Here is a 16,151-nt window from a genome sequence, read left to right as displayed (position 1 = left end):
CCTTGTGTGTGGTTGGCTACAATAGGAGTAGCGACAAGGAGGAAAAGGCATGGAACCGGCACGCCCCACTCATAATGAGCAGCAAAGACTACACGCATTACACGATCTGGGTATATTAGACACTGGACACGAAGACAGATTTGAGCGGATTGTCAGAGTCGCTGCATATGTCTCGGATTGCCCCGTTGTCGCCATTAGCTTGGTCGATGAACAGAGGCAGTGGTTTAAAGCCAAGCGTGGTTTAGCCGTCAACCAAACAAGTCGAAGCGAATCGATTTGTGGTCACGCTATTCAGCAGTTAGAGCCATTAATTGTTGAGGATACTCACAACGATCGTCGCTTTGCTGACAACCCTTTGGTAACCGGTCCTCCCTATATCCGTTTTTATGCAGGCTTTCCTTTTAGCCTAGATAGCGAGCACCTGCTCGGAACGCTCTGTGTCATCGATCATCATCCTCGCGAGCTTACGGATGCCTGTCAGCGCGCGCTGTCAGACCTCGCGCGTATCGTCGAGCATGAATTGATAATGACGCAACAAAATGTCATTGATCCGCTAACAGGCGTATTCAATCGACGCGGCTTTTACCGAGAAGTAAACAGTTATCTAACAGACGATGTTGTCATTGAAGATCAACATACGTTATTACACTTTGATGTTCGCCAGTTACAAGGCGTGAATCAGCGCTATGGCAAGCATGCTGGCGATAAAGTGCTGAAAGAATTTGCTGGCTGTCTAACGGATGTGTTCGGTGACTTAGGCTGGATTGGGCGCCTAGAGGGCTGTGAGTTTGCGGTATTATTGATTCAACAGGATGTCGATGCAGTCGAAGCACAATTGGATCGCTTCTATCTCAGGCTTTGCCGCCGATTATCTTTAGAACGCTATCCGTTTATTTACTCAGTCGGCCTTGCCCACTTTTCGCAGATTGACGAAACCGTCACGCTAGAAACAATGCTTCTAGACGCGACAAGTGATACAAGGCGCTACGCTGTGCCTGAAGAGACACGTCATATTGGATAAAGTTGATGAGGGAAATCATGGAGATTGGAGCGACATACGAGGTTCGAACTCGTGACCTCGACCTTGGCAAGGTCGCGCTCTACCAGCTGAGCTAATGTCGCTTATTTCTTCAAACGTTAAGTAACGCTTGGAAAATTGGTTGCGGGAGGCGGGTTTAACGCGCCGTGCAACGGCACCGACCGAAGGTCATATTGACTTATGATCAATCGTTAAGTGCGTCTTCAGCAACCTAAAATTGGTTGCGGGAGGCGGATTTGAACCACCGACCTTCGGGTTATGAGCCCGACGAGCTACCAAACTGCTCCATCCCGCGTCCGTAACATCAATTGTTGCTTGATGTGGGCAAAACTTGGAGCGACATACGAGGTTCGAACTCGTGACCTCGACCTTGGCAAGGTCGCGCTCTACCAGCTGAGCTAATGTCGCCTTATGCAATTAAGCGTTGCATGACGCTGTGTAAAATTGGTTGCGGGNACGAGCTACCAAACTGCTCCATCCCGCGTCCGTAACATCAATTATTGCTTGATGTGGGCAAAACTTGGAGCGACATACGAGGTTCGAACTCGTGACCTCGACCTTGGCAAGGTCGCGCTCTACCAGCTGAGCTAATGTCGCCTTATGCAATTAAGCGTTGCATGACGCTGTGTAAAATTGGTTGCGGGAGACGGATTTGAACCGCCGACCTTCGGGTTATGAGCCCGACGAGCTACCAAACTGCTCCATCCCGCGTCCGTAACATCAATTATTGCTTGATGTGGGCAAAACTTGGAGCGACATACGAGGTTCGAACTCGTGACCTCGACCTTGGCAAGGTCGCGCTCTACCAGCTGAGCTAATGTCGCCTTATGCAATTAAGCGTTGCATGACGCTGTGTAAAATTGGTTGCGGGAGACGGATTTNGTAGAGCGCGACCTTGGCAAGGTCGCGCTCTACCAGCTGAGCTAATGTCGCTTATTTCTTCAAACGTTAAGTAACGCTTGGAAAATTGGTTGCGGGAGGCGGGTTTAACGCGCCGTGCAACGGCACCGACCGAAGGTCATATTGACTTATGATCAATCGTTAAGTGCGTCTTCAGCAACCTAAAATTGGTTGCGGGAGGCGGATTTGAACCACCGACCTTCGGGTTATGTGCCCGACGAGCTACCAAACTGCTCCATCCCGCGTCCGTAACATCAATTATTGCTTGATGTGGGCAAAACTTGGAGCGACATACGAGGTTCGAACTCGTGACCTCGACCTTGGCAAGGTCGCGCTCTACCAGCTGAGCTAATGTCGCCTTATGCAATTAAGCGTTGCATGACGCTGTGTAAAATTGGTTGCGGGAGACGGATTTAACGCGCCGTGCAACGGCACCGACCGAAGGTCGTATTGACTTATGATCAATCGTTAAGTGCTTCTTCAGCAACCTAAAATTGGTTGCGGGAGGCGGATTTGAACCGCCGACCTTCGGGTTATGAGCCCGACGAGCTACCAAACTGCTCCATCCCGCGTCCGAATTTTACTGCACTAAGAGAAACATGGAGGCGCGTCCCGGAGTCGAACCGAGGTCCACGGATTTGCAATCCGCTGCATAGCCACTCTGCCAACGCGCCTTAACGCTGCTGCCTCTTGAGTACGGGGAGGCATTCTACGGATTAACGTGATCGAGTCAACACTTATTATTTAAAAAAAGTGTCAGCTGCCTGTTTTGCAAACGAAAACATCAAAATCCACCCAGTTTGCGGATCTTTTCAGCATGGTTTGCCTTTTTATTCTTCACTCCCTGTTTTATCTTCACTTTATCTCTTATTAACATTTTTGTGACAAGTTTTATGTCCGCAATGTGTCTGTCTTAATTTTTAAACAACGTGTATTTTTCCTCTACAGTGAATGGGTTGCAAGGAGTAATGCGACAATATTCAAATCAAGGAGGAAACATGAAATACAAAATGACAATGCTCGCGCTCGTGCTGGCAACCAACTTTGCCCACGCGGGTCAAGGCGACGATAAAGTCTGGATTTCCATTGGCGCTGATGCGCAACAAACGGCGCGTCACGCTGGCGCCAGACCGATGTTGTCACACGCTGTTGCAAGCAATGGCAAAGCATGGGTAGGTGAAGTCAGTGAATCGCAACTGGCCGCGCTGTCTCATGAGATGCATGAAAATCACCACCGCTGTGGTGGCTACATCGTGCACACCTCAGCACAAAGTGCCATGGCAGCCAGCAATATGCCGGTGTCCCGCGCAAGCTTTACACCACCAGCTATCAAGCAGCAGGCGCTCGTAACACCTTGGCTGGACCAAATTCAATCAAGTTTAATCGTGAATACCATCGATCGCCTGACCGACTTTCCCAACCGCTTCTACACCACGACATCGGGCGCACAAGCATCCGATTGGATAAAGGCACGCTGGCAATCACTCGCTCAGGGATTAAACGGTGTGACAATCTCTCAAGTGTCGCACAGTGGTTATAACCAAGCGTCGATGATGATGACTATCGAAGGCGCAGAAAGCCCTGATGAGTGGGTTGTGATTGGTGGGCATCTCGATTCCACCATTGGTGCACGCACAGACGAGCAAAGTATCGCTCCTGGCGCCGATGACGATGCCTCCGGGATTGCGGCAGTGACAGAGATCATCCGTATTTTATCGCAGAATGACTTTCAACCCAAACGCAGTATCGCCTTTGTCGCTTATGCCGCCGAAGAAGTTGGACTCCGTGGCTCGCAAGCTATTGCTAACCAATTTAAACAACAAGGCAAAGATGTACGTGGCGTGTTGCAGCTTGATATGACCAACTACCAAGGCTCAGCAGAAGATATTGTCTTTATTACCGATTATACCGATAGCGGGCTCACCCAGTATCTCACTCAATTACTCGATACCTATTTGCCTACACTTAGCTATGGCTTTGATACATGCGGATATGCGTGCTCCGACCACGCGTCTTGGCATCAAGCAGGCTATCCTGCAGCCATGCCGTTCGAAGCAAAATTCAATGACTACAATCCCAATATTCATACCCCTCGCGACACACTCGCCAACAGTGATAGCGAGGGACGTCATGCAACCAAATTCACTAAGCTAGGCCTTGCTTATACGGTAGAGCTAGCCAACGCAGACTCGCAGCCTAATCCGGGTAATAACCTCAAACTTGGGCAGCCTATCAACAACATATCAGGGGATCGTGGCAGCGAGCGCACCTATCGCTACCAGTTAGAGACCACCAGTGATGTTGTCATCCGCACCTACGGCGGTACAGGCGATGTGGACCTTTATGTCAAACAAGGTGGTCAAGTTAGCGCTGATAACTGGGATTGTCGCCCCTATCAAGGCGGAAATAACGAAATCTGCCGGTTTGATGGCGCATCGCCAGGTGAGTTTTCAGTCTTGCTTCGGGGCTATAGGGATTACCAAGACGTCAGCTTGATTGTTGAATAACCACAATCGCTCAAATAGGTAACGGCGAGCGACCCATCGGCTCGCCTTCTTATCAACTTTTTGAGCCACCGTGATTGAAAGGCGTCCGCGTGGCGCCCTATTTGTCAGAGGGGGTAAGGAAGCGAAATGTTAAGTTGATTCGCTCGCTCGTCGGCTTTTGTGTTTTCGGCAAACTGTGCTGCCAATGAGTTTGGGTTGTACCTCTCATCACCAACAAGGATCCGTGATTCAATAAAACCTCTCGCTTTTCTTGCCGCTTAGGATGACGAAAGAGAAAACGGCGGCTCGCGCCCAAGCTGACAGAGGCAATCGTAGGTTGCTCTCCCAGCTCGGACTCATCATCTCGGTGCCATCCCATGTAATCGCTGCCGCTGCGATAACGATTTAACAGGACAGTGTTAAAGGGGGTCTGGCACTGCGCCTCTACCCAGCATTTAAGTTGGCGCAAAGGGTGAGTCCAAGGCAGCGGCTGAAGCGTTAGCCCACTGTAGGTATAAGGATGATCACCATACCATGCCAATAGACGTGGCTGCATCACGGTGCGGCCAAACGACGAAATCGGCAATTGTTGCCAAGGCGTTTGTGCAAGTAAGGTTGAAAACAATGTGTCAGCACAGCCCACTGATAACCACTTCGGCCACCAGTCTACCTGAGCATCAGGCATATCAGTGATCGGGTGGCTATCAAATGCCGCATCAGAAAAGAAACTTTGCTGCTCGGGAGGGCGAGCCATATAACACTGCCTTGTTCAATACTGTTAGACAGTGAGTATGGCTGCCGTTAGCGGATTGGATCAACTCGCTGACCGCTCATACCATTCAGTCGATACCAACCTGCAATACTAAAACGCTGTCTTTTGGCTGGAAGCACTTCATGAGGGAAAGCTTCGGATAAAAACGTCACCAATCGCCCCGCTTTCGGCCATAGGGTTTGCCGATGGCTACCGTCAGGGTTGTAAATGACGATTTCGCCCCCGTCTTGTTCAGACCAGTCTTCATTGAGATACAACACGGTGGTCACCTTACGGTTTGACCGTCCTTCGAAGGCATCATAATGCTTGGCATAAAAGTCGCCGGGGTTGTACTTGGCAAAATGCGCTTCATATTCAAACAGCCCCAAAAAAAGATGACGATTAAATGCCTGCTGAAGATCAGCCATTTTTGCTAATAATGCATCCACAGCAGGCTGGCGCCCGCGCTCTAACCAGTGAATTTTATCCCGGCGAATTTGCGTATTGGTGTGCTGTTTTTGTTCGCGGCCAATGGTGGCTTGCGACCATTGGGCCGGTAGGCATGTGTGCAAGTCATGCACCTCTTGCGCTGACAAAAATCCGTCACACACACTGAGTCCATGCGTCGCAATATCATCGATGATAGCCAGGTTGCTCAAACACTTGTCTCCGCCTAGGAATAAAGACGCTACCTTACTGCGTTTAACGGGCAGGACAACATGTGTTATTTATCGTAACCATAAGCAAACCTAATCGATAACGTTATTTCCTTTCGAGATATCAACGGAGTAAATCCTCGAGTTTTGCTTTCCAAATCGCAAGCGCGAGCACTGGGCTACGTAGCATTTTTGGTGTGGGGATCCAGCCATGCTTTAAACGAGCAAACACATCAAAGCGACTGGCTTGGCCATCGATGGCCTCTGCAACCACTCGCCCCGCAATATTGGTTAATCCAACGCCATGCCCCGTATAACCATGTGCGGTATATATATCATTGCCAAGATGCGCAATGTGCGGCATGTGACTGCGGGTCACGGCAAACATCCCGCCCCAATGATAGTCCATTTTTACCTGGGCCAGTTGAGGGAAAACCTTAGTCATCCGCCGGTGGAGCCGCTGGGTCGAATCCTTATATTCTCGATTAAAGGGATGATTGACACCCCCAAACAACAAGCGCCCCTCTGCCGTCGGGCGGAAATAATCTAAACAGTTGTTGAGATCCGACATCGCCATGCGATTGGTAATTGGCATGCGCTCCCCGAGCGGTTCGGTAACAGCAATAAACGAGGCAACGGGCAGAACCTTGGCTTGCGCTTGGCGGTGTAACCCCTCTAGATAGGCGTTACAAGCAAGTAAAACTCGAGGTGTATTCACTCGACCTTGAGGCGTGATCACCGCATGAGGTTGCCCCTTAACCAAACGTGTAGCAGGGGTGTGCTCATAGATTTTCACACCCATTTTCGCCGCGGCACGAGCGAGGCCTAGCGTGTAGTTTAACGTGTGAATGTGCGCACTATTGGGATCGTATAATCCGCCTAGATAGCGGTCAGTATTTGCAACATCTGCCACTTGCGCTTTATCCCACCACTGGGCATCAGGATACTGATAACGTCCTTGCTTTAATGCATGCCAGCTTTGCAGCTCTTTTTGCTGCGCGGAATTTAAGGCAAGCTCGATATAGCCGGGTTGAAAGTCACAGTCAATCTGGTGATGCTGGATACGCTCACGCACAATATCAACGGCTTCAACCGACAAGTCCCATAACTGTTTGCCCCAAGCTTGCCCATAGGTTTCGTCAACTTCTCTCAGCCCAAGGCAATATCCCACGAGGCATTGGCCACCATTCCGGCCAGACCCTCCCCACGCCACCGTTCGCGCATCTATAACGGTGACACTGTAGCCACGCTGTCGCAATTCAATGGCGGCATTCAGGCCCGTTAAACCCGCTCCAATGATACACACATCTGCCTCTTGTGTGCCTGCCAAAGCAGGAAATGACAGCGTTTGGTTTTGGCTGGCGACATAGTAATTTGTCACCGCGTTGAAGTTTTTATCAGGTCGAACCGTTTTGACCATGCTCTCAATGGTTACTCTTAGTATTAAAAAGAAAAGGTAGTAAAAAAAGACAAGCACTATGGCTTAGCGCCAACACACTCTCAAAGGCCGCAAATACTGGCACCGTCCTCCCTTTCTGGCAAGCCCTTATTCTCATCACTTTACCCGACCATTTGGGGGAGATGGCGACGGTTATGCTAACGTTAGCAAGGTATTACACTTTATCCAGGTTGGTAAAAAACTCGTTGACACTAAGGTCAAGTACAATATGATGCGCTCGACGTGTACTCGGCCAGTAAGCCATTGAAGGATCATGACAATGAAAAAAATTTCTCACGGAATCACCGCCACGACACTTGCGCTTTCAGCCATCTTTGCAAGCGGCGTTCATGCAGACGATAAGGTACTCAACCTCTACAACTGGGCAGAATACATGCCAATGGACGTGATTGAAGCGTTCGAAGAGGAGTATCAAGTCGACGTGAATTACTCGACCTTTGAGAGTAATGAAGCCATGTATGCCAAGCTTAAACTCCTAAATAGCGAAGGCTACGATCTGGCGTTTGCCTCAACCTATTTCATTGAGCGAATGGTCAATGAAGAGATGCTCGCCAAAATTGATAAGAGCCAAATTAGCCATTTTAATCAATTGCGCCCAGGCCTACTGGGTCAACCTTTTGACAAAAACAATGACTATTCGCTGCCGTATGTGTTTGGTGTGACTGGCATTAGCTACAACAGTGATTACGTCGATGGCAGTAAAGTGGCCAAGTGGGCTGACTTATGGCGTGACGACTTCAACGGCCAAGTCATGCTATTGAATGATGTGCGTGATGTGTTTGGCATGGCGTTGAAAGCACAAGGTCATAGCATTAACAGCACCGAAGAGGCTGAAATTAAACAAGCCTATGAATACCTGCGTGAGTTACGCGATAACGTGGTCGTGTACAACTCTGATGCGCCGCATGTGCCGTTTGTTACCGGTGAAGTGAGCATTGGCCAACAATGGAACGGCAATGCTTACATGGCGCAACAAGAAATCGAAGGCATTGAGTTCGTCTACCCACAGGAAGGGGCGATCTTATGGATGGATAATTTTATCATCCCAAAAAACGCAGAACACAAGACCTTGGCACACCAGTTTATCGATTTTATGTATCGTCCTGAGAATCAGGCGAAATTGGTGGAAGAATTTGGCTATCCAGCCCCGAACACCAACGCGGCTGAGTACTTAGAGGCCGAGCTAAAAGAGAACAGCACCATCTTCCCATCCGATGAAGCAGTTAATAAAGGTGAATTCACCAATGATGTCGGTGAAGCGGTGAAAATCTATCAAAAGTACTGGCAGATGTTGAAAAGCTAATCGCGCGCGTCTGTGATAACAATCTGTACCAAGGCCTCATCGGAGGCCTTTTTTATTTTCCAAGTCAATAACCCACATTTGTCACTATTTTTAGTCAATGGGTTTTTGCTATGCTCAGACGTAAACGCGCATCACCCACTTAAATAACTGACGACAAGGACGTTACCCCATGATTGACTTTCGCTCTGACACCGTGACCCAGCCCGATGCTGCCATGCGAGACGCCATGGCTAACGCCCCTGTGGGCGATGATGTGTATGGCGACGACCCGAGCATTAACGCGCTGGAAACATGGGCGGCTGAACGACATGGTTTTGAAGCCGCACTCTTTACCGCCTCGGGTACCCAAGCCAATTTATTGGCCCTGATGGCGCATTGCGAGCGCGGTGATGAGTATTTGTGTGGTCAGCAAGCGCACAATTACAAATACGAAGCAGGCGGTGCTGCTGTGTTGGGCTCGATTCAGCCACAACCCATTGAGAACGAGTCAGATGGGACCTTGTCTTTCGATAAAATCGCCGCAGCTATCAAGCCCGATGACTTTCATTTTGCCCGTACTAAGCTGCTCAGCTTGGAAAACACCATAGGTGGCAAAGTGTTACCTTTGTCTTATTTAGCCAAGGCGCGAACATTTTGCGACCAACATCAACTGCAGCTACATCTTGATGGCGCCAGGGTTTACAACGCGGCTGTCGCACTGGAGGTGGACATCAAGGCGATCAGTTGTCACTTTGACTCGATGACGATTTGTCTATCCAAAGGGTTAGGCGCTCCTGTCGGCTCACTGCTACTCGGCTCGAAAGCCCTGATTCACAAAGCCCGTCGTCTTCGTAAAATGTTAGGTGGCGGCATGCGTCAAGCGGGCATATTGGCCGTTGCCGGCTATAAAGCACTCACCGAAAACGTGGAACGCTTGGCAGAGGATCACGCTAATGCGCATTACCTCGCCAGTGAGTTGGAAAAACTGAACGGCTTTTCCACCAGCGGCTATCCTGTGCAAACCAACATTGTTTATGTCGATGTGGCCGAAACAATCAATCGTACACGCCTGCAAATGCGACTGATGGAAAAGGAGATCCGCGTCTCTCTGTCCGGCAATCCAGCCCGTTTGGTGACACATAAAGACATCTGCCGCGCAGATATCGATACCCTGATCGCCGCGATAAAGGCATCTCACTAAGCCGTTCCAACGCACAATCGTACCGGGCCCAACGGCCCGTTTTGTACATAAAACCACCAGGCAAAGCAAAATTGTGACCCCATCCCAGCTTTCTCCACCAAGGTCACTAAAACAATCACTTACAGCCGCTACACTGAAAGTCATCACCGACAAAATGCCAATATGGGAAGCTCTATGGCTATCACTCCGCTAACAAGCGATCGTTTATACCGTGAGTCCAGTTTAAAGCACAGTGACATCACTTCAACCAAACACCTTGCGCCACTCGACGAGATTGTGGGTCAAGATCGTGCCCGTCACGCGGTTGAGTTCGCCATGTCCATCAAAGAGAAAGGCTATAACATCTATGCCATTGGCCAAAATGGACTTGGAAAACGCACCATGATGATGCGCTACCTCAACCAACACTGGCAAAGTGAGTCACCGGTTTATGACTGGTGTTACGTCGCTAATTTTCATGAAGCGCGCTCCCCAGAAGTACTGAAGCTGCCTGCGGGTAAAGGCAGTGAACTCAAAAAGCATATTGAGCAACTGATGGGCAAACTGGCCAACGCCCTGCCTATGGCATTTGACAACGAAATGTATTACCAGCGTGCTGAAACACTGAAAAACCAGCTTACTGAGCGCCAACAAAGCGTCCTTCAGGGGTTAAGTGAAACAGCAGAAAAAAACAATGTGAGTTTGACCATCACCCCTCAAGGTGATTACCAATTTGTGGCACTAAATGGCGAGGAGCCTCATACCGAGGAGACCTTTGACGCCCTCTCACACGACGAGCAGATGGCCTTTGGCAAAGTCATCGATAAGCTAGAGACGGAACTGCGCGGTATTGTTCGCCAACTTGGCGAATGGGAATCTGAGTACGCGGAAAAACAAAAAGCCTTGGATGAGGATATCGCCCAAGAAGTCATCGCCACGCAAATGGCACCGCTTAAGAAAAACTTTGCTGACTTGCCTGACATTTTAACCTTTTTAGACGCCATGCAAGCTGACATGCTTGAGCACCTCGATATTTTCCTTGAAGACAGTGAGGAGCAAGCCGCACTCGCGTATGCGGCGCTGGATAAAAAACTCCCTCGCCGTTACCAAGTCAATGTGTTAGTCAGTCAGAATGACGCACAAGCGCCGATCGTGGTTGAGGATAGCCCTAGTTATCACAACCTGTTCGGTTATGTTGAGAATGCCACGTTTAAAGGCACGGTGTTTACCGACTTTTCATTGATTCGTTCAGGGAGCCTTCACCGCGCCAATGGCGGCGTGTTGCTGATGGATGCGATTAAAGTCCTTGAGAAGCCTTATGTGTGGGATGGCATCAAGCGGGCCCTCAGTAGCCGCCAGTTAAGTGTTAGCGCCCTAGAGCGAGAAGTGACCCTAAGCGGGACTGTGTCTCTCGATCCGGCGCCGATTCCTCTGGATGTTAAGATCATTTTGTTTGGCGACTATCAAACCTATCAGCTACTCCAACGTTACGATGCGGAGTTTATTGAGCTGTTTCGGGTCACCGCCGACTTTGAAGATGACATGCCGCGCACTGAGAGCACCGAGCAACAATACGCCAAGTTCATTTCAAGCATTATTCATGACAGTCATCTTCTTCACTGCAGTCGCAGTGCCATTGCGCGTATTATTGAGCACAGTGCTCGCCAAGCTGACGATCAAAATCGCTTATCACTACACTCCGCTGATATTGCCAACCTATTGCGTGAATCTAATTATTGGGCCCACCACGCCAAAGCAAACAGTATTGGTGCCCTGCATGTAGAAAAAGCCCTCGCCAGCCGCAATATGCGCGTCAGTCGATTGCGTGACAGCATGATGCAGAATGTGGAAAACGGCGTCACACTTATCAACACGCATGGCACGGCACTTGGTCAAATCAATGGCCTTTCGGTACTGAGCACATCGGATTACAGCTTTGGCTTACCCAACCGTATCACCGCGACCACGGCGTTTGGGGAAGGAGAAGTGCTGGATATCGAGCGAAGTGTGAAACTCGGCGGCCGTATTCACTCCAAAGGTGTGATGATCTTGTCAGCATACCTGGCAAGTTTATTGGGTAAAACGGACACCATTCCACTCAAAACCCATCTTACTTTTGAGCAATCATACGGCGGTGTGGATGGAGATAGTGCTTCCATAGCGGAGTTCTGCGCGATTTTTTCTGCGATCACGGATGTCCCACTTCGACAAGATATTGCCATTACTGGCTCGATGAATCAGTTCGGTGAAGCGCAACCCATTGGTGGTGTAAATGAAAAAATCGAAGGCTTTTTTGATGTGTGTACGCTTAAAGGGCCGAGCAGCACTCAAGGGGTGATCATCCCAGAAGCCAATATCCAAAACCTGATGCTCCGCAAAGATGTAGTACTCGCAGTAGAAAAAGGCGAGTTTCACGTGTACGCCGTTTCACATGTCAGTGACGCCCTTGCTTTATTAGCGGGACAGGCCGCAGGCTTTGGCCCTGACAGTGATAATGGGTCTGGACTATTAGCCATCGCGATCGACAAACTGAATCACCAGCGAGCGGCACATCAGTCCCAAAAATAATCGACAACCATCAGCCTATCTCAGTACTGAATGCGGCCAATCGGCCGCTTTTTTATTCCGGCTTTTTCGTGGCACTTACAAATCATTCGCCATATCAACCCTTTACCTTGTTGTGACACTTCTCACACTTTCCACTCGCCGCTTAACTTGATCCGACGCAAAAAACAACGTGAAATTTAAGCGTAATATCCAATGAAAACCATTCTTATTTGGATCTCGCACTATGAAACTGTCCACGCTTGGTCGCGGCCAATCCGCGCGTATCACCAGTGTCCATCATGTGCCTGCCTCTATCCGCCACCGCCTCGCGGTCATGGGCGTGATTCCAGGCACAGGCGTTGAGCTTGTCAGACGCGCCCCACTGGGTGATCCACTTCAAATTCGTCTCGATAGCGAACAACTGATCGTACGTCGTGACGTCGCGAAACTGATTGACGTGGAGGTACTCTGATGAGCTCACGCCGCATTGTACTCGCAGGCAACCCAAACTGCGGGAAAACCACCTTATTTAATGCGCTCACCGGCTCACAACAGAAAGTCGGGAATTGGGCTGGCGTCACTGTCGACAAAAAAGTCGGTACGCTCTCTCTGGCGCATAACGACTGTCAAATCACAGATTTACCCGGTYTTTATGCGCTAAACGCAGGCTTTGACGCCAGTATTGATGAGCAAATTGCCACTTACGCCATCGATAGCGGTGAGAATGATTTTATTATTAATGTCTTAGATGCCAATTGCCTAGAGCGCGGTCTATACCTCACCCTTCAACTGCGTGAACGCGGTGTCCCTATGGTGGTGGTGATCAATAAAATGGATTTGCTTGATCGTAATGGTCAACAACTCGACACCGCCAAATTACAAACGATGCTGGGCTGTCCCGTATTGACCGTCACCGCATGTCAACCGGCGACCGTCGACACCCTGTGCCATCAGCTCGCCCACTTGACCACCCATTTACCCGTATGTGAGGCAATGTACCTGAACTACGGTGCGCCATTAGAAAACTGGATTCAAAACCAGCTTGGCGCCGGTTTTCTTCATTCCGCCGCGGCACAAGTGAATCAACGTGCGCACTTGCTCGAATGCTTAGAGCGGGGACGCTTGCCTGATGGTAGTACCGATGCTGACCAGCAGCAGTTTACGATGGCAAACCAAGCCCTTTCAGACTTAGACACTGACATCGTCATTGCTGATACACGCTACAGTGCGATTCGTGACATGGTTCACCAGGCTCGCCGCGAGCTTCGTCATCTCAGTCGCAATAATACCGAGAAGCTAGACAAAGTCATTCTCAACCCCTTCTTATCACTGCCCATTTTGCTCGCCGTCCTCTATGCGATGTTTGTGTTTGCCATCAACATTGGCGGCGCCTTTATCGACTTTTTCGATATTGCCGCCGGCGCGATACTGGTAGACGGCACCCACCAGCTTCTTGACGGTGTACTGCCGACGGCGATTGTCACTATTCTCGCCGATGGCCTCGGAGGAGGCATTCAAACCGTTGCGACCTTTATTCCTGTTATTGCAGGCTTGTACCTGTTTTTAACGGTATTAGAAAGCACAGGCTACATGGCACGTGCCGCCTTTTTATTAGACGGTTTAATGCAAAAAATGGGGTTGCCGGGCAAAGCCTTTGTTCCCTTAATCCTCGGCTTTGGGTGCACCGTCCCCGCCGTGATGGCAACGCGCACATTAGAACAGATTCACGAGCGCAAAACCGCGGCCGCGATGGCAACGTTTATGTCCTGTGGCGCTCGCCTGCCTGTATACGCCCTCTTCGCCGCGGCGTTTTTCCCACAAAACGGACAAAACCTTGTTTTCGGCCTCTACTTACTTGGCATTGTCGCTGCGATAATCACCGGCCTGATACTGCGTCACACCCTTTATCCAGGGCATAGTGAAAGCCTGCTGATGACACTCCCTGACTACGAGCTGCCGCGCGTACGCCATGTGATGAACAACACGTGGCAAAAACTGCGTCGGTTTGTCCTTGGTGCAGGTAAAACCATTGTTATCGTGGTGACGATTCTGACCTTCTTCAACTCGTTAGGCACGGATGGATCGTTCGGACACGAAGACAGCGAGTCCTCCGTCCTTTCGAAAACCGCACAAGTAATCACGCCGGCCCTATCACCTATCGGGATTGAAGAGGATAATTGGCCTGCTACCGTCGGGTTGGTGACCGGGCTATTTGCCAAAGAGGCCGTCGTCGGCACCTTGAATAACCTTTATGCGCCCAGCGAAGAAGCCGAAGAAGAGACCACACTCGGAGAAGCGCTGGTCGAAGCGGTCCAGAGCATTCCTGAAAACTTATTTGGCATTGATTATACCGATCCATTGGCTATCGATGTCGGTGAAATTGAAAACACCGAGGCCGCCGCACAAGCGCAAGAAGTCAGTATGACAACGTTTGATAATCTGCATCGTCAATTCACTAGCACCGCCAGCGTGATGGCCTATCTCATTGTTATCCTACTATACACTCCATGTGTTGCCGCTCTGGGCGCCTACACACGCGAGTTTGGTCGCCGATTTGCCCTGTTTGTGGCGAGCTGGTCAATGCTGCTCGCGGTAAGCGGAGCCACGTTATGCTACCAATTCAGTCAGTTGAGTGTCGCCACCACGCCAGCCACACTCTACATCACTGGCCTTTGTGCCTTACTGATTATCGTGGTGGCACTCATGCGCTATGTCGGCAAACATCCCTATTGGTTTAAGGAGACCTATTATGATCCTGCAAAAGCTCAAAGCCAGTGTCAGTCAGGCGGGTGTCATTAGTCGCACAGACCTCGCCAACCAGTATGGGATAAGCCCAGACGGTATTGAAGCGATGATGGCGACCTGGGTCAAACGCGGGGTGGTTATTCGACAATCGGGGCGTAAGGATCCGCAAGATATCCACTACCGTTTGGCACACCAGAATGAAATACAATGCTTTAGCATGATTTAGCCCTCCTAACCGCGTGATGATCACAAGGCAGCCTTAGCGTTGCCTTGTTGATCAACAGACTCAGTGACTCACCTTATCCATTTGACGATCACGCATTGCATTTATCGCCTTGCGCCCTTGCACACGTCTCTGAACTAAAATCAAAGGAGTCGATGTAGAGGGAGAAGCCATGAGCCGCTATCAAACACAATCCAGTGAGGCACAATACCAACCGGGCTCTAACGAACGCGTCCTCAAAAACCACATGGGGGTGACTGATCCCACCAAAATGGAAGACATTGAAGCTGTCTTACTTGCGAAGCTTTACGAACGTGTATTCACCGGCGGCCATTTCCCACGCCAATTAAGGGTTAGCACCCTCGCCAGCTGGCATCGACAATGGCTGGGCAATGTTTACCCATGGGCCGGTCAGGTGAGGAATGTTGAGCTGAGTAAAGGTGGGTTTCGTTTTACTTCCCCCAAGCAGATAGGGGCCTGTTTGCAGCATTTTGAAAGCGTCTTTCTCAACCAGTACGCGGGGGTATCGGTAATGCCGCGCGCGACGCTCATTCGTTACCTTGCACAAAGTCACGTTGAGTTCATTCTTATTCACCCATTTCGAGAAGGAAACGGACGAATATCGCGTTTACTCATTGATGTGCTGTGCCAACAGGCGGGATTAGGATTGTTGGACTATCGACTTTGGGAAGAAAACAAAGATTTTTACATTGCGGCAATTCAAGCTGGTGTCGGGCATGACTACCAGCACATGGAGCGGCTGATTAACGACATTTTACCCCTCACATTTTCATCTTTCTCAATCAGCGAGCGCTAAGTTTTGATATTTCTGCCTGCTCGCTTTAAGCCTTGCCTCCACTTCTTCGGTTGATGCTTGCGTCTC

General features: G+C 50.0%; 12 protein-coding genes and 10 tRNA genes. 9 read left to right on the top strand and 13 right to left on the bottom strand.

Features of this window, described 5'->3' with window-relative positions; all coding sequences use genetic code 11:
* The first annotated feature begins 49 nt into the window (after window positions 1–49).
* Window positions 50–1,021, top strand: a complete 972-nt coding sequence (locus tag BZG73_RS14335) for a sensor domain-containing diguanylate cyclase (protein ID WP_046075236.1) — start codon at window positions 50–52, stop codon at window positions 1,019–1,021.
* 25 nt (window positions 1,022–1,046) lie between these two features.
* On the opposite strand, the gene BZG73_RS14330 is transcribed toward BZG73_RS14335, so the two are convergent.
* The 10 genes from BZG73_RS14330 to BZG73_RS14285 form a co-directional block, all read right to left on the bottom strand.
* Window positions 1,047–1,122: transfer RNA gene (locus BZG73_RS14330), tRNA-Gly, on the bottom strand.
* Between the two features lie 135 nt (window positions 1,123–1,257).
* Window positions 1,258–1,334 (bottom strand) — tRNA-Met (locus tag BZG73_RS14325).
* Between the two features lie 37 nt (window positions 1,335–1,371).
* A tRNA-Gly gene (locus BZG73_RS14320) sits at window positions 1,372–1,447 on the bottom strand.
* A 113-nt stretch (window positions 1,448–1,560) separates the two neighbouring features.
* A tRNA-Gly gene (locus tag BZG73_RS14315) sits at window positions 1,561–1,636 on the bottom strand.
* A gap of 37 nt (window positions 1,637–1,673) precedes the next feature.
* Window positions 1,674–1,750: transfer RNA gene (locus tag BZG73_RS14310), tRNA-Met, on the bottom strand.
* A 37-nt stretch (window positions 1,751–1,787) separates the two neighbouring features.
* A tRNA-Gly gene (locus BZG73_RS14305) sits at window positions 1,788–1,863 on the bottom strand.
* A 244-nt stretch (window positions 1,864–2,107) separates the two neighbouring features.
* Window positions 2,108–2,184 (bottom strand) — tRNA-Met (locus BZG73_RS14300).
* Between the two features lie 37 nt (window positions 2,185–2,221).
* Window positions 2,222–2,297, bottom strand: a tRNA-Gly gene (locus tag BZG73_RS14295).
* 137 nt (window positions 2,298–2,434) lie between these two features.
* Window positions 2,435–2,511 (bottom strand) — tRNA-Met (locus tag BZG73_RS14290).
* Window positions 2,512–2,539: 28 nt separating this feature from the next.
* Window positions 2,540–2,613 (bottom strand) — tRNA-Cys (locus BZG73_RS14285).
* A gap of 324 nt (window positions 2,614–2,937) precedes the next feature.
* On the opposite strand from BZG73_RS14285, the gene BZG73_RS14280 reads away from it, so the two are divergent.
* On the top strand, window positions 2,938–4,446 hold the full coding sequence (locus BZG73_RS14280; protein ID WP_077668653.1) for a M20/M25/M40 family metallo-hydrolase: 1,509 nt from the start codon (window positions 2,938–2,940) through the stop codon (window positions 4,444–4,446).
* Between the two features lie 97 nt (window positions 4,447–4,543).
* Here the strand turns inward: BZG73_RS14280 and BZG73_RS14275 are convergent, their stop codons facing one another.
* The 3 genes from BZG73_RS14275 to BZG73_RS14265 form a co-directional block, all read right to left on the bottom strand.
* Window positions 4,544–5,179, bottom strand: a complete 636-nt coding sequence (locus BZG73_RS14275) for an alpha-ketoglutarate-dependent dioxygenase AlkB family protein (RefSeq protein WP_407690288.1) — start codon at window positions 5,177–5,179, stop codon at window positions 4,544–4,546.
* Window positions 5,180–5,226: 47 nt separating this feature from the next.
* The gene (locus BZG73_RS14270) at window positions 5,227–5,835 is read right to left on the bottom strand and encodes a 2OG-Fe(II) oxygenase (protein WP_046075459.1); all 609 of its coding nucleotides are present in this window, start codon (window positions 5,833–5,835) and stop codon (window positions 5,227–5,229) included.
* A gap of 121 nt (window positions 5,836–5,956) precedes the next feature.
* Entirely contained in the window at window positions 5,957–7,252 is a 1,296-nt protein-coding gene (locus BZG73_RS14265; protein WP_077668652.1) for an NAD(P)/FAD-dependent oxidoreductase, read from the bottom strand.
* 298 nt (window positions 7,253–7,550) lie between these two features.
* On the opposite strand from BZG73_RS14265, the gene BZG73_RS14260 reads away from it, so the two are divergent.
* The 7 genes from BZG73_RS14260 to BZG73_RS14230 all read left to right on the top strand — a co-directional run bounded on the left by BZG73_RS14260 (window position 7,551) and on the right by BZG73_RS14230 (window position 16,085).
* Window positions 7,551–8,594: an ABC transporter substrate-binding protein gene (locus tag BZG73_RS14260; protein WP_046075456.1), complete on the top strand. Its 1,044-nt coding sequence runs from the start codon at window positions 7,551–7,553 to the stop codon at window positions 8,592–8,594.
* Between the two features lie 169 nt (window positions 8,595–8,763).
* Window positions 8,764–9,774, top strand: a complete 1,011-nt coding sequence (gene ltaE, locus BZG73_RS14255; RefSeq protein WP_046075455.1) for a low-specificity L-threonine aldolase — start codon at window positions 8,764–8,766, stop codon at window positions 9,772–9,774.
* A gap of 174 nt (window positions 9,775–9,948) precedes the next feature.
* Complete coding sequence (locus BZG73_RS14250) at window positions 9,949–12,321, top strand: Lon protease family protein (RefSeq protein ID WP_046075454.1); 2,373 nt, start codon at window positions 9,949–9,951, stop codon at window positions 12,319–12,321.
* Window positions 12,322–12,544: 223 nt separating this feature from the next.
* A complete protein-coding gene (locus BZG73_RS14245) occupies window positions 12,545–12,772 on the top strand; it encodes a FeoA family protein (protein ID WP_077600411.1) in 228 nt (75 codons plus the stop codon).
* Window positions 12,772–15,099 (top strand): ferrous iron transport protein B, encoded by a 2,328-nt coding sequence (feoB, locus tag BZG73_RS14240; RefSeq protein WP_077668651.1) that lies wholly within the window; start codon window positions 12,772–12,774, stop codon window positions 15,097–15,099. The genes BZG73_RS14245 and feoB overlap by 1 nt, the downstream gene beginning before the upstream one ends.
* On the top strand, window positions 15,050–15,271 hold the full coding sequence (locus tag BZG73_RS14235; RefSeq protein WP_046075451.1) for a FeoC-like transcriptional regulator: 222 nt from the start codon (window positions 15,050–15,052) through the stop codon (window positions 15,269–15,271). Before feoB ends, BZG73_RS14235 begins: the two co-directional genes overlap by 50 nt.
* A 169-nt stretch (window positions 15,272–15,440) precedes the next feature.
* Window positions 15,441–16,085 (top strand): Fic/DOC family protein, encoded by a 645-nt coding sequence (locus tag BZG73_RS14230; RefSeq protein ID WP_077578974.1) that lies wholly within the window; start codon window positions 15,441–15,443, stop codon window positions 16,083–16,085.
* The last annotated feature ends 66 nt before the right edge of the window (window positions 16,086–16,151 follow it).

This window comes from Salinivibrio siamensis (assembly GCF_001996005.1).
Taxonomy (GTDB): Bacteria; Pseudomonadota; Gammaproteobacteria; order Enterobacterales; family Vibrionaceae; genus Salinivibrio; species Salinivibrio siamensis.
This window is presented reverse-complemented; position numbering and strand designations above follow the sequence as displayed.

Bases quoted from the DNA above. Each gene is read 5' to 3' on its own strand.
- BZG73_RS14335 (WP_046075236.1), top strand. From the start codon at position 50: ATGGAACCGGCACGCCCCACTCATAATGAGCAGCAAAGACTACACGCA.
- BZG73_RS14265 (WP_077668652.1), bottom strand. From the start codon at position 7,252: ATGGTCAAAACGGTTCGACCTGATAAAAACTTCAACGCGGTGACAAAT.
- BZG73_RS14280 (WP_077668653.1), top strand. From the start codon at position 2,938: ATGAAATACAAAATGACAATGCTCGCGCTCGTGCTGGCAACCAACTTT.
- BZG73_RS14275 (WP_407690288.1), bottom strand. From the start codon at position 5,179: ATGGCTCGCCCTCCCGAGCAGCAAAGTTTCTTTTCTGATGCGGCATTT.
- ltaE (WP_046075455.1), top strand. From the start codon at position 8,764: ATGATTGACTTTCGCTCTGACACCGTGACCCAGCCCGATGCTGCCATG.
- BZG73_RS14230 (WP_077578974.1), top strand. From the start codon at position 15,441: ATGAGCCGCTATCAAACACAATCCAGTGAGGCACAATACCAACCGGGC.
- BZG73_RS14235 (WP_046075451.1), top strand. From the start codon at position 15,050: ATGATCCTGCAAAAGCTCAAAGCCAGTGTCAGTCAGGCGGGTGTCATT.
- BZG73_RS14250 (WP_046075454.1), top strand. From the start codon at position 9,949: ATGGCTATCACTCCGCTAACAAGCGATCGTTTATACCGTGAGTCCAGT.
- BZG73_RS14245 (WP_077600411.1), top strand. From the start codon at position 12,545: ATGAAACTGTCCACGCTTGGTCGCGGCCAATCCGCGCGTATCACCAGT.
- BZG73_RS14260 (WP_046075456.1), top strand. From the start codon at position 7,551: ATGAAAAAAATTTCTCACGGAATCACCGCCACGACACTTGCGCTTTCA.